Here is a 20,855-nt window from a genome sequence, read left to right as displayed (position 1 = left end):
GTCAGCTCTTCCCGGTCTTGTGCCCGCCGAGCGAGTCGGTGATGTCGGTCTGGAGGTTGCCGAAGTCCGTCGAGGTGTCGCGCAGGCTCTGCCCGCTGCCGATCAGCGCGTCGCTCAGCGCGGTGATGCCCGTCTTGGCGTCCTCGACGGCGGGCAGGTACTTCTCCGCGAAGGTCATGCCGAACTTGTCCGTGCCCCAGCACCCGTGGTACGAGGTGATCTTGTCCAGGTAGTCGTCGCGGATCAGCTTGATGTGGTCGGCCACCTGGTCCAGGTTCTCGCCGCTCTGGTCGAGCCCGTCCTTGTCGACGTCGAGCCCGCTCATCGCTGCGCTCCCCCGTCCGGGCCGGCCGCGTCGTCCTCGTCGACGATCTCGTCGAGCAGAGCGCCGCCGGACGAGCGGGTGGGCGCCTTCGACGGGGGTACCGGCAGCCCCTCCTCGCGGAGCGGAGCGAACAGCGCGTCCCAGTCCAGCTCCTGGAAGCCACCCTCACCGGTCGGCGAGAGGCCGGGGATGGGGCCGAACGGCCGGTACACGTCCGCGAGTTGCTCGGCCGCCTGGGCGCGGGCCGCTCCGATGGTGGTCATCAGCACGCCGGCGAGCTGGGCCGGGGGCATGGTCCGGTACCTCGCGGTGGGGAAGCGCAGGTTCGTCAGCTCGCCCTGCGGTCCGACCGTCGCCTCCACGGAGCGGTCCTTCGCCATGACGGTCGCGGAGATCCGGGCGGCGGCGGCCCCGGCCTCGGTCAGTTTGGTCCGGGCCTCCTCGAACTCGGCCAGCGCCTCTGCCAGGTGCTCTTCCATCGGGTTGCTCATATGCGTTCCGTGCCCTTCGTCCCGCTCATGCCACTCGGTCCCTTCCTCCGGCCGGCGACGGCCGTCACCGGCCGATCACCGCCGCGACGCCGCCCTCGTCCGTGCCCCAGGTTTCCTCGTCCTCACTCACCCAGGTGGACCGCTCGCGTTCGTCGCTCTGGGTGTTGCCGCCCGCACCGCCGCCCATGCCACCGCCCATCGGCGGCATCATCGGGGTGCTGCCGGAAGAGGTGGTGCTGGGCCGCCGGCTCGCCGCCGCGGCCTCCTCCGCGGCGAGCTGGGCGGACTTGGCGTTCCGTGCCGCGGATGCCTCTCCCGTGGCTATCGCCCGGCCACGTTCCGCGGCCAGCCCGGTTCCGGCGGCGCCCGTCGATGCGCCCGTGCCGCTGCCGGGCATGAGTCCCTGGCTGCCGAGCGGGTTGAGCGGGAGACTGCCGGTTCCGCCGGTGCCGGTGTCACCGTAACCACCCACGCCCAGGGGGGATTCGTCGCTTCCGTCGTCCGGGTAGTCGTAGTAGTCGAAGTCGCTGAGACCGCCACCGGTCGTGTTCGCCGCGAGCCCGGCGGTACCGCCCGTCGTGCCGGTCGTCCGTCCGTACGCGTCGGTGGTGACCGTGCGCCCGTCCGGGTAACTGATCTGGTGGCCGCCGTCCTTGAGCGTCTTGTCGACGGTGCCGTCCGGGTAGGTCGTCGTGGACGAGCCGTCCGCGTTGTGCGTCGTCTGCGTACCGCCGCTGCCGGTGGTGTTGAGGTGTTCGGTCTGCTTGTGGCCGTCGGCGTCGGTGGTGGTGTACGTGCCGTCGGGGCTCAGCTTGGTGGTGCTGCCGTCCTTGTACGTGGTGGACACCGTGCCGTCCTTGCCCACCTGGGACACCGAGCCGTCGGCGTACTGGACGGTGGAGGTGCCCTTGCCCAGGTGCGAGACGGTCTTGGTGCCGTCGGGGTCGACCGTGGTCACGGTGCCGTTCGCGGAGACGGAGGTCTTCGTGCCGTCCTCGTGCGTGGTGGTGGTCGTGCCGTCCTTGCCGAACTCCGTGGACGAACCGTCCGCGTTGTGCACGGTCGAACCGGCCGCCGGACGGCTGGTGGTGCTGTTGCCCTGGGCGTCGGTGCTGGTGAGCGTGGAGTCCGGGGCGAGCTTCGTCGAGGTGCCGTCCGGGTACTGCGTGACCGTCGTACCGTCCGGGCCGATCGTGGTCTTCGTACCGTCCCGGTAGGTGATGGTCTCGCTGCCGTCCTTGTTCAGGACCGTCTTCGAGCCGTCGGGATTGTTCGTGACGGAGGTGCCGTCCGGGTTGACGGTGGTGGTCGTGCCATCCTTGTGCGTGGTGGTGCGCGAACCGTCCGCATTGTACGAAGTGGTGCTGCCGTCAGGGCCCTTGACCGTCTTGACGGGGTAGCTGCTGCCGCCCGGGACGTTGGGGGAGAGCACTGGTGGGACGACGCCCGCGGGCGTGGTCTCCTGGTGGCCGTCCGGGTAGGTGGTGGTGGTCGAACCGTCCGGATTCACGAGGCTGGTGGAACCGTCGGGGTTGGTGACCGGCAGGTTCGCGCCGCCCAGGCCGCTGCCGTCGCCCGTACCGTTCAGGCCGAGCGTGGGCGGTGGGACGATACCGCTGCCGGTGTTCTCGCCGTTCAGGCCGAGGTCGCTGCCCGCCCCGCCTCCGCCGAACTCGCCGTCGGTGCCGTTCTCCCCGATCTGCGGTGGAAGGTCGACGTCACCGGCTCCGCCGTTGCCGTCCGCGTCCTGATTGAGCTTGTCCATCTCCTTCTGGGCGTCCTCCTTCTGCTTCTCCGCTTCCTCCTCCGCGGCTTCCTTCTCCTTCTCCGCCTCCTCCTTGGCGAGCGCGGCCTCGTCCTCCGCGTTCGACTGCGTGAGGCTGCCCGCACCTGCCTTGAACGGGAAGGACGAATCCGTGTTCATCCCGACCATGGCCTGGTTGAGTTCCAGCATGGCCTTGCTCGCGGCCTGGTCGAGAGGAGCGAGGGTGGCCAGCCAGTTGGTGCAGGCCCGCGTGGCGAGGTTCTTCCAGTCGCTCTCGACGGTGAGGTTGCCGTAGACCGGGTGGATGTGCAGGAACCCGTCCCCGGGCTTGTTGTTGCCGTAGTTCTGGCGCATCTTCATGATGTTGTTCTCGTTGAGCCACAACGCCAGATCGTCGAGCAGCGCGTCGAGATGGGACGTTCCGAGCCATACGTTCGCCGGCTGGGCCCTGAGACCGGCGTACGCCGAGTTGACCGCGGTCTGTACGCCAGGATCCGAGTTGTTCTGCCAGCCGTTCCAGGCCGTGGCGAGCTCGTTGGCGGCCGTCCAGATCGCCAGTTCGGCGTCGACGAGCTTGTCACCGACCACGGAGCGGGACCTGTAGTCCTTGTTGCTCTTGAACTCCCTGCCGCCGCCGGGCTGGACCGCGCCGGTCTTCGGGGCGATCAGGGCGAGGAAGTCCTTGTAGCCGAGGCCCACCGCGTCGATCAGGTCGCGGAAGACGTCCGCACCGCTGCCCTGATAGGACGAGAACTCGCCGTCGAGCTCCTTCACCCATCTTTCGAGGTCGACGGACTTGGCGGAGAAGTAGTCGACGACCCTGTTGAACGCCTCGGCGATGGGGCTGAATTCCTTGAGATTGACCGCGTCCGCCGTGACGACCGCCGGGGTGTGGGCGTAACCACCACCGAACCCGTCCGTGGTGTAGGTGTCCCGCAGCGCTTCCAGCGCCTTTCCGTAGCCCCAGTCGTAGGCCCCCGCGTTCCCGGTGTTGCTCCAGTCGGCGCCGCTCGACGAACTCCAGGGGAGTGAGATGGTCGCCTTGTAGACGTCGAGGTAGGTGCTGGACTGCCCGTCGGAGGGGCCGTAGAACTGGATGACCCGTTCGGGCGTCTCGCCCGCCTCCACCTCGCCCGTGGTGTTGCGGTCGTCGGACACCCCCACCTTGGTGACCTTCTTGACCGTGACCCGCATCCACTCGCTGCCGTTACCCGTCTTCGCGTCGGCACCGCCCACGGCCGCGACGTTGGCCCTGGTGCCGCCGTCGAAACCGGTGAGCTGCTTGACGACGGATTCCCAGCTTGAATCAACTGCCACGGGCAGGACTCTCCTTGTGCGACGAGCGGAGACGAGTGGAGACGAAGGGTGAGGGTCAGGTCTTCTGGGTCGGGGCGAGGTCCCCGTCGACATCGCCCAGGTCGTTCAGGAACTCCTGGCTCTTGATGTCCTCCAGGCTGTCCGCCTGGTTCTTCTTCATCGTCTCCAGCACCGTTCTCATGTTCTTCTGGATGTCGTTGAAGAGCTTCAGCTGGTTGCTGATGACGCCCGCCTGGGACTCCGCCGCGGCCGTGAGGTACTCCACCAGCGGCTGCGCGCTCAGCGGGCTCGCGTCCTTCCCGACCAGTTTGCCGAGCTTGAGCACATGGCTGCTGAGGCCCACCCCGGGAGAGGCCATCTGGGCGCTGAGGAACTTCAGCGAGGAGATCCCACCCTTCTCGGCGTCCTTCTCCAGCGCGGTCAGCAGGTCGATGAACTCCTGCACGTCCGTGTCGATGAACCTCTGGAGAGAGTCCGTGTCCAGGTGCGACAGATTGGTCGGGTCGGCCGCCATGGCTACTCACAATCGTCGGGGAAGGCGGGGAAGGCGGGGAAGGCGGGGAAGGCGGGGAAGGCGGGAGGAGCGGTCCGGGAAGGCGGGAAGCAGCGGTCCGGGCAGGCGGTGGGTCACCCGCCGACGCGGATGTTCCCCCACTCCGACGCGCTGCGGTTCTCGTGCTTGCGGTACTGGTCCGAGATGTCGCTCAGCGTGTCGCCGTGCTTCGTCAGGACCTGGCCCAGTTGCGTGGTGGCCTGGTTCCACTTTTCCTGCAGAGCCGCGTACGTCGCCGCGTCCGCACCCTGCCAGGCACCGTGCAGCCCGGCCAGCTCCTCGTTGAGGGCCTGAACCAGGGAATGGATGCGGTTCGTCTGGAGGCGCATGTCCTCGGCGGCCTGGTCCACCCTGCTGTACTCGACGTGGATGATGCCGTCGGTCTTGTTGGAGTGATCGTACGGAGTGGTCATGGCGAACTCCTGGGGAGAGAAGGGGCTTTGAGGGCAGTCGGCGGGCGCCGGACGGACGATCAGGTCAGCTGGGCGAGTACGTCGTTCGACCGGCTGCTGGTCTCGATCGCCGCCGTGGTCTGTCCCTGAAGTCCGCGCTGGAGCATGCCGGTCTCCTGGAGCTGCTCCATCATCTGGTTGATGTTTCTGGTGATGATGTCGACCTGACCGCTCCAGTCCGCGAGCAGCCGCTGGTAGGCGCCGCCGTCCTGGCCCCCGTACGCGTGGATCAGGCCGCTCATGGTCGTGCGCACCTCCTCCTGGGACTGCTTGATCCCGCTCTGAACCGTGCTGAGGGCGTGGTAGCCCTTCTGGTTCTCGGACTGGGACGACGTCTGGAGGTTGCCGGGAGGGGCGGGGGTGTTCGACATGTCAGGTGTCCTTTCCGGAACATGAGCGTCTGTCGATGCTAGGGAGGGCGGTGTGGCGCAAGCAATGCCCTGAGTCGAGATCTGAGCTGGAATTGATCATTGCTTAACCGGGGAAGTCATTAACGGCCCTGGGGGCGACCGAATTTGACCGTCTGCTCAGAAGTGGGCGCCGTCCGTCGACCGGCGGTTCACCCGCAGGACTTCTCCGACGGGACCGCGGAAGCCGCTCGTTCACCGCCGGCCACCGCCGCGTCGAGCACCGGCCCCGTCGGCAGCATGTCCAGCAGCCGGGACGGCACCGCCTGTGCGTGCCCGCCCTTGAGGCCGAGCCGCTCCACCGACTCCGCGTCCGGCAGCCGGTACTTGATGCCCACGTCCGTGACCAGGTACGTCGTCGTGCCGATCACCGAGCCGCCCGCGCCCAGCGCCTGCACGAGCGCGCCGCCCCCGGGCCGTACCTCCAGACCGTCCACGGCCAGGCACGCCCGTCGGATCTCGGGGCCGGAGGCCACCGGAGCCGCCCGTACCGCCGTCTCCACGAGTGCCAGGGCCACCCGGGGCGAGGACCCCTCCGGCTGGATCCGGGCGCACACCGACATGCCGGGACCCGGGTCCTGTACGACGGGCGTACGGGACGGCCAGCCCACCGGATCCTTCGCCGCCTCGCCGGCCGGCGCCCGGTGCTGGGCCAACTGGTCCGCGGTGAGCGGGAGCGCGACCGGGACCGACCCCTCGTAGGCGAGTTTCGCCGTCCGGTCGTCGCCCAGCACGAGCGCTGCCGCGGGAGTGCTCAGCGGGCGCAGCCCGCTCTTCTCCAGCAGGAAGTGCTGGGTGACGGCGCCCGGCGACGCCAGTGCGTACACCTGTCCCGTCCGACCGACGAGGCCGTCGATCCGGGGGCCGGCCGCGCCCCGGCCGTCCACCTCGGGCGCGGTCAGATCCGGTCCCGCCGGCACGCTGTCGAGGAACGCCGCGGAGACGGGCACCGGCGTCACCCCGGAGTAGCCCAGCGCCTCGGCCGCACCGTGCTTGCCGAGCCGCAACCGGTGATCGCCCCACAGCAAGTGCGTTGCTCCGTCCGGGCCCTGGACGAGGACGGCGCGGTCGTCACCCGGGGAGACGCCGTCGACGGGCATGCCCACGCGGAGCGACGTGACGGGGCGCCGGCCGGTGCGGTCGGCGCCCGTACGGTCCGGTTCCTCCGCGCATACCTGCCACGCCCCCTGCTCCAGGTCTCCGGGGCCGGGCAGTGCGTCGGGGGCGCCGGGGATGCCGACCGGGGTGCCGTGCCGCTCGCCCGCCAGGGACGTCCCGGACACCGAGACCACGGTGAGGCCGTCGGCCGCGATCAGTTTCGCCGAAGCCCAGTTGCGCACGGGGCGGAGCGTCTTGTCGAGATACAGGAAGCGGGTACCGGTGTCCTTCTGCACGATCAGGTTCGAGTCCTGCTGCCAGGTCTTGGAGCCCGCGGGCGAGATCATGCCGAAGAGCAGGAATCCGACGGTGAGGACGACTCCGAGGCCGATGCCCCAGGCCATGCCCCGGTTGGTGCGGCCCACCGGGGACTCCGGGGAGTCCGGGTCGCTCCGCAGCATGCCGCTGGTCAGCCGCCCCATGACGAAGAGGTGGGCCTGGACCTGGTCCTTCCTTGACTGCATGTCGTACGCCCCTCAGCCGTTGGCGGTGCGCAGGGCCGTGTACACGCCCAACACCCACAGGGTCAGCGGGATCAGGGCGACGGCGAGCAAACTGTGCAGGATGTCGGCCGCCCGGCCCCAGTAGGGCAGCATCCGACGGCCGGGCACCGTCCACGAGGCGATGGCCGCCGACACGGCGGCGGCGACGAGCGCCGCGACGAGGAGCGGGCGCTGCCCGGCGTCCAGCGAGACGGCGGCCCGCACCGCCATCAGGACCAGGCCGTACAGGCCCGGGAGCATGACCGCCGGCCGCTGCCACACGTTGCCGATGCCGCGCGCGTGCAGGATCAGAAGCAGGCACAGGACCGCGGCGGTGACCACGGCGGCGGTGTCCGGGCGGACCACGACGAGGGCGGTCACGACCATCGCGCAGACCAGACCGGTCCCCGCGTACATGGCGGTCATCCACTCCTCGGCGAGCGCGGTGCGGCTCACCACGACCTGGCTGGGGTGCGGCTCGATGCCTTCTTGGAGCTGCTCGGCGTTGGTCGGCAGGGCGGGCAGCCGCAGTCCGGACAGCCGGAAGGCGATACCCGGGACGAGGCCGCCGAAGACGACCGTGAGGACCGCGAGGACGCTCGCCGCGTGCGCGGCCGGCCAGTCGGTGACCAGCATCAGGGCACCCCACAGGGCGCCCGCGAGCGCGACCGCCGCCACGCTCAGCAGCAGGGGCACGAAGGCCGCGACCGCGGCCACCGCCAGCACCGCCCCGCCCGCTGCCGCCGCCGAACCGGCGAGCAGCCGCGCCCCCGTCAGGTGCGCGTCCGCGTCTCCACTGGGCAGCAGCGCACCGGCCAGCCCCAGATACGGCGCGACGAGGACACCGAGTGCGGCGCCGGCCGCGGAGTCGCCCACGGCCCGGCTCGCCGTGGCGGCTCCGAACAGCACCAGCAGTCCGGTGCCGGCCGCGACCGCGGCCCGCAGCGGTGCGGAGCCGCCCGGCAGCGCCAGCACCAGCAGCCCGGCCGCGAGGAGCACCACCGCTGTGCCGCGCAGCAGCCATCGGCTGGTCCGCGCCTCCCAGCCGTGCGGGCGGTCGCGCATCGTGCCGGCGACCCCGTCCACCAGGTCGTCGAAGTGGACCGGCGGCAGCGCCTCGGTGCGGGGGCGGAGGAACAGCGTCTCGCCGTCCCGCAGGGCCAGACCCTCCGGGGTGCGCTCCTCGTCCAGGGGCTCCTCGCCCAGGCGTTGCAGCACCCAGCCGCCGTGTTCGATCCCCTTCTCCGCCAGGTCGTGGCCGGCGTGGTCGAGGAGGATGGGCAGCAGGTCGGACACGGGCACGTCGGCGGGAACCGCCAGATCGATGATCCGTTCCTGGGTTCTCACCGAGAGCCGACACAGGCCGGGGGTGGATATGTCTGTCATTGCGGCGGGGCCACACCTCTCCGAGGGGCGGGATACCAAAGTCGATGGCCGCACACTACCTTTGATCTCGCGTCAGGCCGTCGGCCGCTGATGCGACCGTTCCGAGCGGGGCATTCACGTCCTTCGTGCCGAACCGCCCCGGATCCCCTGCCTCCCCACCGCCTCAGAGGCGACGAGCCCGAGGAGCACATTCCGCGTGAGCACCGTTCTGTTCCGTCGTCCCGCCCGCAGGCGGGGCCCCGACATGCCGGACGGCGAGATAAGTCTCCAGGAACCGCCCGCCCTCCCGGAGGCGGAGCCGAACACCTCGGCCATGTGGATGTACCTCCCCATGGGCCTGACGTCGATCGCCATGATGATGATGTTCATCAGGCCCGGCCAGGCGACCACCTTCAGCTACCTGGCCATCGGGCTGATGCTGCTCTCGTCCGTCGCGATGCTCGTCGGACAACTGATGCGCAGCGCGGGCGAACGCAAGCGCAAGCTCAAGGGCGAGCGACGGGACTACCTGCGGTACCTGGCCCAGACCCGGCGCAAGATCCGCCGCGCGGTGGCCGATCAGCAGAAGGCCCTGGCGTGGCGTCACCCGGACCCGGCCGGACTGTGGGCGCTGACCGGTACCAGCCGGCAGTGGGAACGCCGCCCCGCCGACGAGGACTTCGCGGAGGTCCGTGTCGCAGTCGGCGAGCAGAAGCTCGGCACCCGGCTCGCCCCGCTGGCCACCAAGCCCGTCGAAGACCTGGAACCGCTCACCGCGCACGCCCTGCGCAGCTTCATCCGGGCCTACGGAACCGTGCCCGGCCAGCCCATCGCCCTCTACCTGCGCGCATGGTCGCGGATTCTCGTGCACGGCGACGAGGAGCGGGCCCGTTCCCTCGCCCGCGCCCTGATCGCCCAGCTCGCGGCCTTCCACGCCCCCGAGGAACTCACCGTCGCGCTCTGCGTCTCCGACGCGCGGCGCGCCGACTGGGAGTGGGTGAAGTGGCTGCCGCACACCCAGCACGCCTACCAGCGCGACGGTGCGGGGCAGGCCCGTACCGTCGCTGCGGGACTCGTGGAGCTGGACGAGCTGCTCGGTGCGGACTTCACCGAACGCCCGCCCTTCGACCCGGAGACCGCGCCCGGCCGCGACGAGCCCTTCACCGTCGTCGTCGTGGACGGCGGCACCGTGCCGGGCGGCCACCGCCTCGAAGGAGCCGGGTACCGCAACGCCGTCGTCCTCGACCTGTCGCAGACGCTGGCCTGGAAGCCCGCCCGCGGCACACTGCGGCTGCGCATCGACGACGACGGACTCCATCTGGTGCGCACCGACCGCGAACGCAAGGAGCAGTCCACCCTGCTGGGTGAACCCGACACGCTCGGTCCGTCCGCCGCCCGTACGCTGGCCGCCCGGCTCGCCCCGTACCGCCTCGGCGGCGGTGCGGTCTCGGCAGAGCCGTTCGTCTCCGACACCGAACTCACCTCCCTGCTCGGTATCGTGGACCTGCGCCGCCACGATCCCGCCAAGCTGTGGGACAGCCGCCCGCTGGAGAGCCGTGGCCGGCTGCGGGTGCCGATAGCCGTCGGCGAGGACGGGCTGCCCGTCGAACTCGACATCAAGGAGTCCGCCCAGGGCGGTATGGGCCCGCACGGCATGCTCATCGGCGCCACCGGCTCCGGCAAGAGCGAACTGCTGCGCACCCTGGTGCTGGGCCTGGCGCTCACCCACTCCTCCGAGACCCTCAACTTCGTGCTCGTCGACTTCAAGGGCGGCGCCACCTTCCTCGGAATGGACGAACTGCCGCACACCTCGGCCGTCATCACGAACCTTGCGGAGGAACTCCCTCTCGTCGGACGCATGCAGGACGCCCTGCATGGTGAACTGATGCGACGTCAGGAACTGTTGCGCCGGGCCGGGAACTACTCCTCCGTGCTGGAGTACGAGAAGGCCCGCGCCTCCGGCACCCCGCTGGCACCGCTGCCCTCGCTCTTCATCGTCGTCGACGAGTTCTCCGAACTCCTGTCCGCACACCGTGACTTCATGGAGCTCTTCGTGATGATCGGCCGCCTCGGCCGCTCGCTCGGCGTCCACCTCCTGCTCGCCTCACAGCGGCTGGAGGAGGGCCGCATGCACCAGCTGGAGTCCCACCTCTCCTACCGCATCGGCCTGCGTACCTTCTCCGCGATCGAGAGCCGGGGCGTGCTCGGCGTCCCCGACGCGTACCACCTGCCTCCCACCCCCGGCAGCGGTTACCTGAAGAGCGGCGTCGAAGCGCTGACCCGGTTCCGCGCCGCGTACGTCTCCGGGGCGTACACGAGCAGGCGCGGCGCCGCCCAGCAGGCGCAGATCGCCCGCCAGGTCGTGCCGTGGGGCACCGGCTGGGTGGTGCCGCGCACCCTGCCCGTCGCCCCTGAACCGGTGGCATCGGAGCCCGACTCCGGCGAGACCCTCCTCGCGCTCGCCCTCGACCGGCTGAGCGACAGCGGCCCGCCCGCCCGCCAGGTGTGGCTGCCTCCGCTGGGCGCCCCGCCCGCCCTCGACGCACTGCTGCCGCCCCTGGTCCCGGACCCCGACTTCGGCTTCACCACGACGGGTTTCGCCGACCGGGGCAAGCTGCGCGTCCCCGTCGGCATCGTCGACAAGCCCTTCGACCAGGTGCGCGACCTGCTCACCGTCGACTTCTCCGGCGCGGGCGGACACCTCGCCGTCGCAGGGGGACCGCAGAGCGGCAAGTCCACCGTGCTGCGAACCCTCATCACCGCGCTCGCCCTCACCCACACCCCGCGCGAAGTGCAGTTCTACTGCCTGGACTTCGGGGGCGGCGCGTTGCTCGGCCTCACCGGACTGCCGCACGTCGGCGGGGTCGCGGGCCGTCTCGACCGGGAACGGATCTCCCGCACCCTCGCCGAGGTCACCTCGCTGCTCAACCGGCGGGAACTGTTCTTCCAGGAGCAGGGCATCGACTCCATGGCCACCTACCGCAGGCGGCGGGCCGAAGGGCAGTACCCGGACGAGCCGTTCGGTGACGTCTTCCTCGTCGTGGACGGCTGGTCCACGGTGCGCAGTGACATGTTCGACGACATGGCCGTCTTCAACGGCATCGCCACCCGGGGCCTCAACTACGGTGTCCACCTCATGGTCAGCACCTCCCGCTGGGTGGAGCTCTCCGCCGCCGTCCGCGACCAGGTCGGCAACCGCCTGGAGCTGCGGATGGGCGACCCGATGGACTCCGCCATCGACATCCGCAAGGCCGGCACCGTGCCCGCGGTTCCCGGACGCGGCCTGAGCAACGAGAAGCTCCACTTCCTCGCCGCGCTCCCGCGCATCGACGGCGGCGAGGACGCGGAGGACCTCACCGACGCCCTCGCGGACCTCGTCGAGGCCGTCGCGGAGAACTGGGACGCCCCGCCGGCCCCGCCCGTCCGCATGCTGCCGGCCCACCTCACCGCCGCCGACCTGCCGCCGGCGGACCCGGAGCGGCCGCTGCGCGTCCCGTTCGGCCTGGACGAAGCCGAACTCGCCCCGGTCTGGCACGACTTCACCCAAAGCCCGCACCTGATGCTGGTCGGGGACACGGAGAGCGGCAAGACCAGTGCGCTGCGGCTGATCGTCCAGCAGATCGTCGCGACCCACACCCCCCAGCAGGCGCGCATCCTGGTCGTGGACTACCGCCGCGAGCTCGTCGAGGCGGTCCCCGAGGAGTACCGGCTCGGCCACGCGGTGGCGGCGGACCCGCTGCGCGAACTCGTCGACGGGGTCACCCGGGCGATGGTCATCCGCGCCCCGGGCGAGGACATCTCCCCGGCCCGGATGCGGCGGGCCGACTGGTGGACCGGGCCGCGCGTGTTCGTGCTCGTCGACGACTACGAGATGGTCGGCACCGGCTTCAGTGGCCCCTTCGAACCGCTGCTGCCGCACATTCCGCTCGGCTACGAGGTCGGCCTCCACCTGGTGGTGGCCCGCGCCTCGACCGGCGCGTCGCGCATGGACCCCCTGATGCGCAAGCTCCAGGAGGTCAACTCCACGGCCATCCAGCTGTCCTGCCCGCCCTCGGAGGGATACGTCTTCGACAGCGTCAACCCGAGGATCCTGCCGCCGGGGCGTGCGCTGCGGATCGCCCGCCGCAAGGCCGCGCTCGTCCAGATAGCGCTGCCCCGCGAGGTGGCGCCGACACAGGAGGAACGGGAGGAATAGGGTGTGTCCTGCGGATCTTGACCGGGTCCGCGGCGTCCGGCACGGCGCCTCGTGGCGTTGCCCAACGCCCGAGTCGCTCCGCGATGCGGGCATTCCAGCGCCTTGCGATGTACCGCACCGGACGCCGCGTCCTGTCCGGTCCTGATCCGCCGGACATACCCCGGCCGTCAGGCGGTCCCGCCGCGCCCGTGGGCGTCCCCGGCGCCCACGCGGCCCGGCCGCCAGCCCCTGGCCCGGCCCCGCGGAAGCACCACCGCGAGGAACGCCACGAGCAGGGCCACCCCCGCGGCGCCCACAGTCACCAGCAGCGCGGTGTTCCTGGCGCCCCCGCTGTCCGGCGGCGGGACCAGCCGCACCGGGTCCGGACGGTCCGCCGCCGCTCGCACGGCCGGAGCCTGGGCACCCGCCACCGCGCCGTAGGGGTCCAGAGCGGGCAGGTCCGCCGGGTACGCCGTGCGCAGCAGCCTCTCCCGCACCTGGGCCGCGTTCAGCTCCGGGTGGTAGGAGCGCACCAGCGCCGCCGCGCCCGCCGTCACCGCCGCCGCGAGTGACGCGCCGGAGCCCGTCCACATTCCGCCGCCCACCGGGCCCGGGCCGACGAGCGCGTCACCGGGCGCGGTGAGGTCGGCGCGCGTATAGGGAGGGGCACTGTCCGGACGGGTGCCCTGAGGGCCGGTGTCCAGTACGGCGAGGACGTTCTCCGGAGGCGCGGGAGCGGGTTCGGCGGGGGCATCGGTGCCGGTGGACAGCGGCACGCTGTCCGCCGCCGCCGGGGCCACCACCAGGGAATCCTTTGCCTCGGCCACCGCCAGAGCCGCCCGTACCGCCTTGTCCGCGCCGTTCAGCGGCGCGGACACGACGATCACACCGGCCCCGCGCTCCGCCGCCGCCCGCACCCCGGCCGCCAGCCGTGCCGGATCGGATTCGCCACGGACGCCCGTGCCCCGTACGGCCAGGATCCTCGCCTGTGGGGCGACCCCGGCAAAGCCCTGGCCGGGAGTGGCCGCCCCCGCGACGAGACCCGCCTGGAAGGTCCCCCGTCCCACGCAGTCATCGTCCGCGTCACCCACCGCGTCGACCCGGCCGGCCAGCACGGCGGGCCCGTCGCTCACCCCGGTGCCGACGATCGCGACCGTCACGCCCCGCCCCTGCGACAAGGTCCACACCTGGTCCAGGCCGAGCGCCTGGCGCGTCCAGGGGGCGTCGGAGGTGGCACGGCCCTCGGCGGTCGTACACGCCTGCTGCGGGGACAGTCGCTCAGGGACCCCCGGCAGCACCACCTGTCCGTCGCCGTCGTCCGCGAGAGCGAGCCGGACCGGCAGTGCGGTGAGAGCCGTGCAGAGCAGCAGAACGGTCGTACGGCGGTGCATGCGGGGCGTTCCTCTGTTCGGTGAGGTCCAGGATGCGTGGGCATCCGGAGTCCGGGAAGCACTGCGCGGCGGGACGGCCGGGCAGCTCTCAGGAAGGCTGCGGCAGGCCGGTCAGGTCCTCCGGCAGCAGGAGCTGCAGATCCTCCAGGCTCGGAGCCGCGACCGCGCTCAGCCGCCCGGCCTGACGCGTCATCATCTCCTCCAGGGTCTGCCGCGCGAGACGTGCGTTGCCGAACGAGCGCCCCCTGGGCAGCCCGTCGAAGTACGCGCGCAGCGCGGTGGCGGCGCCGGGCGCGCACTCGTAGCCGTTGTCGACGGCGTGCTGGCGCACGATCGTGACCAGCTCGTCGGAGGAATAGTCGGGGAACTCGACATGCCGGGGGAAACGGGACGCGAGACCAGGGTTGGAGCCCAGGAAGCGCGCCATCTCCTCGGTGTAGCCCGCCGCGATCACCACCACCTCGTCGCGGTGGTCCTCCATCAGCTTCAGGAGGGTGTCCACCGCCTCCTGGCCGAAGTCGGAGGAACCGCCGCTTCCGGCGGGGGTGAGGGTGTACGCCTCGTCGATGAACAGCACACCGCCGAGCGCCCGCGTGAACACCTCCTTCGTGAGCTGCGCGGTGTGCCCGACCCACCGGCCCACCAGGTCGGCCCGCGACACCTCGACCAGCTGGCCGCGGGGCAGCACACCGAGCGAGGCCAGCAGTTCCCCGTACAGCCGGGCCACCGTCGTCTTTCCGGTACCGGGCGGGCCCGTGAAGACCAGGTGGTTGCTGATGCGAGGTGCGGGCAGCCCGGCCTCGGCGCGGCGGCGTGCGGTGGCCAGCAGATTGACCAGGTCACCCACCTCCCGCTTGACCGCGGCGAGCCCCACCAGCGCGTCCAGCCGCAGCAGCGGGTCGTCGTCGGCCTTGGCGTCCACGGCCGCGCCGACGCCGACGTCCGTCGAGGTCAGTACCGACAGATCGCGTTCGTTGACCTCCACCATGCCTGCCAGCCTGGACGCCTGACGGTCCACCATCTCCTCGAACACCTTGCGCGCGGTACGCCCGTTGCCGAACGACGCGTCGCGCGGAATGGCGTCGAAGTGGCCGCGCAACGCGGTCCTGGCCGCCGGTTCGAGCTCGTAGCGGTGCCCTGTGCACATCCGTTCGACAATGGTGACCAGCTCGTCCGAGGTGTAGTCGGTGAACTCCACGGTGCGGGTGAACCGGGAGGCCAGACCAGGGTTGGAGGCGAGGAAACCGGTCATCTCCTCCGGGTAGCCGGCCGCCACGACCACCACGTCCTCCCGGTGGTCCTCCATCAGCTTCACCAGCGTGTCGATGGCCTCCCGGCCGAAGTCCGCGCCCGAACCGCCCCCGTCGGACACCAGGGTGTAGGCCTCGTCGACGAACAGCACCCCGCCCAAAGCCTTGTTGAACGTCTCGGTGGTCTTGATCGCGGTGCCGCCCACGATCTGGGCCACCAGGTCGGCCCGCGAGACCTCCACCAGGTGCCCGCTGCGCAGCGCTCCGAGCGACGCGAGGATCGACCCGTACAGCCGGGCCACCGTCGTCTTGCCGGTGCCGGGCGGGCCCGCGAACACCAGGTGGCGGCTCATCGGCGGGGCCGGCATACCGAGGCTGGCGCGCCGCTGTGCCAGCCGGTTCAGGTTGATCAGCGTCAGGACCTGCTGCTTCACGTCGGCGAGACCGATCAGAGACTCCAGCTCGGCCACCGGGCCGGTGTCGCCGTCCGGTTCCGCGGCCGTCGGGACCGCGCCTCCCGGCAGCCGTCCACCGCCCGCCGCCTCGGCACCCGCCGCGCTGCCCCAGGCGTCCGGAGCACCGTTGTCCGTACTGGTCAGGCCATCGACGGCGAGCCGGTCGCCGGGTACCGCCTGGCGCAGCCCGCTGCCCCGGTTGTCCCGTACCGTGCATCCGGTCAGCGAAGCCGGGTCGGTGCCCTCGACCCGCACTCCGTCGGCGCCGGACCCGGACACCTCGCAGGACTTCAGGGCAGCCCGCGCGCCCGCGGCGACCAGCACCCCGTGCTCACCCGAGCCGGTGACCCGCACCCGCGCGGCGGACACCTCGCCCTCCGGATCGATCCGGACGCCCGCACCGGACGCTCCCTCGACGGCGGTGTCGCGCAGGGTGACCGTGCCGAGCGCCCCGACGTGCACGCCCGACTCGGCCGCCGCCCGCAGCGTGCTGCCGATGACGTGCAGGTTGCCGTGGCCCGAGACGTGCACGGCCGAGCCGGCCGCCGCCTCGACGACGCACTCCTCCAGCCGGCCACGCCCGTCCTTGGTGACCTCCACCCCGTGCGACCCCGGCCGGGTGACGGTGGCGCGGCGCAGCAGCGGGTTGGCACCGGTACGTACGACGATGCCGGACCCGCCCGGGTCCCGTATCTCCAGGCGGTCGAACTCACCCGCCGAGTCCTCGTCGAGAAGTACCCCGACGGCTTTGGCATCCGCCACCACGGTCCCGGTCAGCACCGGTGAGGCGAACCCGTTGACGCGGATCCCCGCGTCCCGCGCGGAGGTGAACACGCAGTCCTTGAAGGTGCCCCGGCTGCGTTCGGTGACGAACAGCCCGTGGCCCGACGTCCGTTCCGTACGGCAGGCGGTCAGAGCGGGGGAGCTGCCGGCGCCCAGCACGAAGCCGTGCCCGCTCGTGTCGGTGACCGTCACCTCTTCCAGCACGGTCTGCCCGGTCGAGCTGACGTACACCCCGACCACCGACTGCCGGACCGAAACGCGCACCATGCGCACCGTGCTGTCCTCCTCGACGGCGGCCCCGGGCTTGTCCGCCGCGGATATCTCGCAGTCCTCCAGGTGTACGTGCGCCTGGCCGTTCGTCAGTACCCCGTTGCCGCGGGTGTCGCGCAGCCTGCCGCCGCGCACGGTGATCCGCCCGCGCTCGCCGGCCACCACCGCGGAGGTGCCCAGATGTTCGACGACGCAGTCCTCGACGAAGCTCTCGTTCCCGGAGGTCGAGACCACACCGGCGCCCGCCGGATTGCTGACCCGGCACTCGCGCAGGACGAGGGACCCGGTGCCCCGCGCGAACAGTGCCGCCCACGCCGAGCCGTGCACCTCGCACCGGTCCATCGCGATCTGCCCGCGCGGTGAGTCGACGACCGGCAGCTCGTCGTCGTGGCCGCGCAGCACCAGATCGCTCACCAGCACGGCGTCGCCGGTGAGGGTCAGTGCGGTGCCGCGCCGGGGCGCCAGCTCCACCGTCCCGGCGCCCTCGGACGCGGTCAGTGTGATCGCGGCGGAAACGGTGAGGGACTCCTGGTAGCGGCCGGGACCGATGCTGACGACGGCTCCGTTACGAGCCCGTGCGACGGCCTCCGCCACGGTGCGGAAATCGCCCGAACCGTCCACTGCGACGGTGAGCATCTGGCGTGACACGTATCTGACCTCCCGGCCCCCGGGGCCGGTGGGGCGACGGGGACGCGCGGCATGAGATGGGGTGTACGGAACTTGAGTGCCCATCATGCCTGTTGTCGCAGGTCGACCGCCATGGTGGTCCAGGTCCGGCCAACCGTGCGGGCCCCGCCCCCGGGCGGCGGATGCGGAGACCCGCCACCGCCACGCACCGGTTCGTGGCGACGAGCATCGTCAGACCGGTCATGTACGTCACGACGAAGAACAGGAAGGAGGAGGGGCGGGAGCGGGCATCGCGGTGCCCGGTGCACGCAGCCGCACCCGGCGGTGGGGCGTTTCGCTTCCGTCGAGCGTGAGACGCCTCTGGTGCGAAGGGGGCTCAAGAGCGAGGATGAACACGGCGGGCGGAAGTGAGGGGAGTGGCGCGGCGGATGGACGGTGGCAGGGGCACGGCACCACACCCGGTCGTACGGGTCACCGGTGGCATCCCCCCGATCGCCGCGGCCCCCCGCCCCGGTGACGCGCCCGACCACCGTCCGCAGCCACGGCCGCCCAGCTTCGTCGGCAGGAAGCGCGAACTGCGCGAAGTCGTCGACGCGTTGACGCCCGGCCGACCGGCGGCCCTCGTCGTGGTCGAGGGAGAGGCCGGGGTCGGCAAGAGTCGCCTGGTCCGTGAGGCGCTGGCGGATCTTGAGGCGGAGGTGGGTCGTGAGACGGACCCGGGCCGTGAGGTCGAGGCGGGTGGTGGGACCGGCACGAGCCGTGGGGCGGAAGTGGGTCGGTGCGCCGGCGGTACGCTGGTCGCCGTCTGTCCCCCCTTCCGGGAGGCACTCACCTTCGGGCCGATCATCGACGCGGTCCGGGACGCCCGTCCCGCCGGACCCGCCGGGCTGGGCCTTTCCCCCCTGGCCGGGGTCCTGCGTCCACTGCTGCCCGAGTGGTCCGACGACCTGCTGCTCGCACCCGAGCCCTTGCCGGATCCCGGTGCCGCCCGACACCGCCTGCTGCGCGCCCTGGCGGAGCTCCTCGACCTGCTGGCCGTGCGCGTCCTGGTCGTCGAGGACGTCCACTGGGCCGACGACGCGACCCTCGACTTCCTCCTCTTCCTCACCACCCGTCCCACGCGCACCATCAGTCTGGTCCTCACCTACCGCCCCGAGGACCTACCGCCCAGCTCCCTGCTGCCCCGCCTGACCTCCCGCCCGGCAGCCGGCGTCCGGCACGTCCGTGTCGCCCTGCGCCCCCTGGACGTCCCGGACACCGCCGAACTGGTCTCGTCCATGCTCCACGACGACCACGTCTCCGACGCCTTTTCCACCTTTCTCCACACCCGTACCGACGGTCTCCCGCTCGCTCTGGAAGAGTCCGTCCACCTGCTGCGTGACCGCGCCGACCTGGTGCGCCGCGAGGACGAGTGGGTGCGTCACGCACTCGCGGACATCGCCGTGCCTCCCACCATCCGCGACGCGGTCGCCGAGCGCGTCGCCCGCCTCGACCCTGATGCCCGCACCGTGCTGGAGGCCGCCGCCGTCCTCGGCGAACCCGTGTCCGAGGACGTACTGTTCGCCGTCGCCGGACTCCGCGCCGACCGGGCCCGCCCTGCCGCCGACGGGGCCGTCCGCAGCGGCCTGCTCGCAGAGGGCCCGTACGGACGGCTCGCCTTCCGGCACGCCCTCCCCGCCCAGGCGGTGTACGACGGCCTGGGTGTCCGCGACCGGGCCCGTCTGCACGCCCGAGCCGCCGACGCCCTGGAGGCGGAACCTCAGCCCTCTCCGGCCCGCCTCGCGCACCACTTCCGCGGCGCCGGTGACACCACCCGGTGGCTCCGCCACGGCGAGCGGGCCGCCGACCTGGCCCTCGCCGCGGGAGACCAGCGGACCGCCGTGTCCTTCGTGTACGACCTGCTGACCGTTCCCGGGCTCCCCGCCCGCGACATCGCCCGGCTGGTCCGCAAGGTACCGCTGCACACGTACGGAAGCTTCCACAACCGGGACGAGGTGCTGCGTACCCTGCGGGACTGTCTCGCCGGTGAGGACCTCCCGGCGCGGGACCGGGCCGACGTCCGCATGCAGTTCGGCAGGATCCTGCACGCCGCCGGGGAACTGCGCCCCTCCCAGCACGAGTTCGAACAGGCCATCCGTGGTCTCGCCAACGATCCCCCCGAAGCCGCACGGGCGATGATCCTGCTCGGGGTACCGACGGACTCTCCGCTGCCCGTGACCGAACACCGCCGCTGGCTCGACCGCGCCGCGCAGTTGATGGACAGTGAGATTCCCTCCGAGAAAAAGCTTTTCTACGTCGTCAGCTGGTCCAACGCCCTTCTCCAGCTCGGCGACGAGGCCGGCTGGCAACCCGTCGACGGCTTCCTCCGTGACGAGGCCCGCGTGAATCCGGGCGACATCCTCCAGTTGAACCGAGGACTGCTCAACTCCGGTGCCGGCGCCATGAACTGGGGCCGGTACGCCCTGGCTCGGCAGCTTCTCACCCGCGCCCTCGACCAGGCGGACCGCCACCGGATCTCCGGCCAGCACATGATGACCGCGGCCAACCTGGTCCACCTGGACTGGTTCTGCGGCCGATGGGAAAGCTTCCCCGACCGCGTGGAGGCTCTCGCGGAATCCGACGACGACCCGCGCTTCCTCGCCGAAAAGCTTCTGCTCCGCGGGCTGCACGACCTCGCGGCGGGCGAGAGACGGACCGCGGAGGACCGGCTGGGCACCGCCCTCGACGAGGGCCTGCGCGGCGGCGACCTGCTCCTCCAGGCCGAGCCCGCCGCGGCCCTCGGCCGCCTCTTCCTCGCCACCGGCGATACCGGCCGGGCCCTAGCGGCCACCGAGAAGGTGACCGGTACCGTGACCGCCAAAGGCCTGTGGGTGTTCGGCGCCGAACTCCTGCCCGCGCGCGTCGAGGCGCTGCTCGCGGCAGGCCGGCCCGATGACGCCGAGCGGCTGGCCGACGCGTTCACCCGGGGCATGGCGGGCCGCGCCATACCCGCCGCAGCCGCTGCCGTGGCCGTCTGCCACGCACTCCTCGCCGAGGTCAGCCGGCCCGCCGCCCGGGCCGCCGACGCCTGGGCGGACGCCGCCGCGGCCTGGCGCGCCCTGCCCCGGCCCTACGAGGCGCTGCTCGCCACCGAGCGCGAGGCCGCCTGCCGCATCGCGGCAGGCGCGTCCGAAGCGGACATCGCCCTGCTCCACGAGGTGCGTCGCGACCTGGACGCGCTCGGCGCGCGCGGTGACGCGGACCGCGTCGCGGCGGCCCTGCGCGAACGCGGCGAGGCCACCCGCGTCGTCTGGCGCGGCGGCCGTCGCGGCTACGGCGACCAGCTCTCGCCCCGCGAGACCGAAGTCGTCCGGCTGCTCCTCAACGGCCTGACCAACCGGGAGATCGCCGCCGCGCTCTACCGGTCGCCGAAGACCGTCGCGGCCCAACTCAAGTCGGCCATGCGCAAACACGGGGTGACCACCCGCACGGCACTCGCCGTGAGCGCGGCCAAGGCGGGCCTGACCCCGGCCCGGTAGTCCCCGGAAATCCCGCGCTGGTCAGGGGCGGTCCGCCGGCCGTCGCCGCGCCCGCCACGAAGCGTCCCAACG

At 71.8% G+C, this 20,855-nt stretch carries 12 protein-coding genes; 2 read left to right on the top strand and 10 right to left on the bottom strand.

The window, feature by feature from the left end:
- Position 1: 1 nt before the first annotated feature.
- The 8 genes from OHA55_RS33070 to eccD all read right to left on the bottom strand — a co-directional run bounded on the left by OHA55_RS33070 (position 2) and on the right by eccD (position 8,336).
- Complete coding sequence (locus OHA55_RS33070) at positions 2–325, bottom strand: hypothetical protein (protein ID WP_266713506.1); 324 nt, start codon at positions 323–325, stop codon at positions 2–4.
- Positions 322–816, bottom strand: a complete 495-nt coding sequence (locus OHA55_RS33065; RefSeq protein ID WP_266713504.1) for a YbaB/EbfC family DNA-binding protein — start codon at positions 814–816, stop codon at positions 322–324. Before OHA55_RS33065 ends, OHA55_RS33070 begins: the two co-directional genes overlap by 4 nt.
- A gap of 64 nt (positions 817–880) precedes the next feature.
- Positions 881–3,898 carry an AAWKG family protein gene (locus tag OHA55_RS33060; RefSeq protein ID WP_266713502.1) on the bottom strand — a complete coding sequence of 1,006 codons (3,018 nt, stop codon included), beginning with the start codon at positions 3,896–3,898 and terminating at the stop codon, positions 881–883.
- Between the two features lie 55 nt (positions 3,899–3,953).
- Complete coding sequence (locus OHA55_RS33055) at positions 3,954–4,412, bottom strand: type VII secretion system-associated protein (RefSeq protein ID WP_266713500.1); 459 nt, start codon at positions 4,410–4,412, stop codon at positions 3,954–3,956.
- A gap of 113 nt (positions 4,413–4,525) precedes the next feature.
- Positions 4,526–4,864, bottom strand: coding sequence for a WXG100 family type VII secretion target (locus OHA55_RS33050; protein WP_266713498.1), 339 nt, complete (start codon positions 4,862–4,864; stop codon positions 4,526–4,528).
- Positions 4,865–4,923: 59 nt separating this feature from the next.
- On the bottom strand, positions 4,924–5,274 hold the full coding sequence (locus tag OHA55_RS33045) for a hypothetical protein (protein ID WP_266713496.1): 351 nt from the start codon (positions 5,272–5,274) through the stop codon (positions 4,924–4,926).
- Positions 5,275–5,462: 188 nt separating this feature from the next.
- Entirely contained in the window at positions 5,463–6,932 is a 1,470-nt protein-coding gene (gene eccB, locus OHA55_RS33040) for a type VII secretion protein EccB (protein ID WP_266713494.1), read from the bottom strand.
- Between the two features lie 12 nt (positions 6,933–6,944).
- Positions 6,945–8,336, bottom strand: coding sequence for a type VII secretion integral membrane protein EccD (gene eccD, locus OHA55_RS33035; protein WP_266713492.1), 1,392 nt, complete (start codon positions 8,334–8,336; stop codon positions 6,945–6,947).
- A gap of 196 nt (positions 8,337–8,532) precedes the next feature.
- Between eccD and eccCa the strand changes: the two genes are divergently transcribed.
- A complete protein-coding gene (gene eccCa / locus OHA55_RS33030) occupies positions 8,533–12,510 on the top strand; it encodes a type VII secretion protein EccCa (RefSeq protein WP_266713490.1) in 3,978 nt (1,325 codons plus the stop codon).
- 167 nt (positions 12,511–12,677) lie between these two features.
- Here eccCa and OHA55_RS33025 read toward each other — a convergent pair whose 3' ends face one another.
- Both OHA55_RS33025 and OHA55_RS33020 read right to left on the bottom strand, forming a co-directional pair.
- Positions 12,678–13,880 (bottom strand): S8 family serine peptidase, encoded by a 1,203-nt coding sequence (locus OHA55_RS33025; RefSeq protein ID WP_266713488.1) that lies wholly within the window; start codon positions 13,878–13,880, stop codon positions 12,678–12,680.
- An 88-nt stretch (positions 13,881–13,968) separates the two neighbouring features.
- Positions 13,969–17,274, bottom strand: coding sequence for a right-handed parallel beta-helix repeat-containing protein (locus OHA55_RS33020; RefSeq protein ID WP_266713590.1), 3,306 nt, complete (start codon positions 17,272–17,274; stop codon positions 13,969–13,971).
- Positions 17,275–17,693: 419 nt separating this feature from the next.
- On the opposite strand from OHA55_RS33020, the gene OHA55_RS33015 reads away from it, so the two are divergent.
- The gene (locus OHA55_RS33015; RefSeq protein ID WP_266713486.1) at positions 17,694–20,783 is read left to right on the top strand and encodes an AAA family ATPase; all 3,090 of its coding nucleotides are present in this window, start codon (positions 17,694–17,696) and stop codon (positions 20,781–20,783) included.
- Positions 20,784–20,855: the final 72 nt, after the last annotated feature.

The organism is Streptomyces sp. NBC_00102 (genome assembly GCF_026343115.1).
In the GTDB taxonomy this organism is placed as follows: domain Bacteria; phylum Actinomycetota; class Actinomycetes; order Streptomycetales; family Streptomycetaceae; genus Streptomyces.
The sequence above is the reverse complement of the archived record's forward strand: the minus strand, read 5'-3'. Positions and strand labels throughout refer to the sequence as shown.

What these genes read in the sequence shown, in the direction of transcription:
- OHA55_RS33070 (WP_266713506.1), bottom strand. Translation starts at nt 325, where the DNA reads ATGAGCGGGCTCGACGTCGACAAGGACGGGCTCGACCAGAGCGGCGAG.
- OHA55_RS33065 (WP_266713504.1), bottom strand. Translation starts at nt 816, where the DNA reads ATGAGCAACCCGATGGAAGAGCACCTGGCAGAGGCGCTGGCCGAGTTC.
- OHA55_RS33055 (WP_266713500.1), bottom strand. Translation starts at nt 4,412, where the DNA reads ATGGCGGCCGACCCGACCAATCTGTCGCACCTGGACACGGACTCTCTC.
- OHA55_RS33050 (WP_266713498.1), bottom strand. Translation starts at nt 4,864, where the DNA reads ATGACCACTCCGTACGATCACTCCAACAAGACCGACGGCATCATCCAC.
- OHA55_RS33045 (WP_266713496.1), bottom strand. Translation starts at nt 5,274, where the DNA reads ATGTCGAACACCCCCGCCCCTCCCGGCAACCTCCAGACGTCGTCCCAG.
- eccB (WP_266713494.1), bottom strand. Translation starts at nt 6,932, where the DNA reads ATGCAGTCAAGGAAGGACCAGGTCCAGGCCCACCTCTTCGTCATGGGG.
- eccD (WP_266713492.1), bottom strand. Translation starts at nt 8,336, where the DNA reads ATGACAGACATATCCACCCCCGGCCTGTGTCGGCTCTCGGTGAGAACC.
- OHA55_RS33025 (WP_266713488.1), bottom strand. Translation starts at nt 13,880, where the DNA reads ATGCACCGCCGTACGACCGTTCTGCTGCTCTGCACGGCTCTCACCGCA.
- OHA55_RS33020 (WP_266713590.1), bottom strand. Translation starts at nt 17,274, where the DNA reads ATGCTCACCGTCGCAGTGGACGGTTCGGGCGATTTCCGCACCGTGGCG.
- OHA55_RS33015 (WP_266713486.1), top strand. Translation starts at nt 17,694, where the DNA reads ATGGACGGTGGCAGGGGCACGGCACCACACCCGGTCGTACGGGTCACC.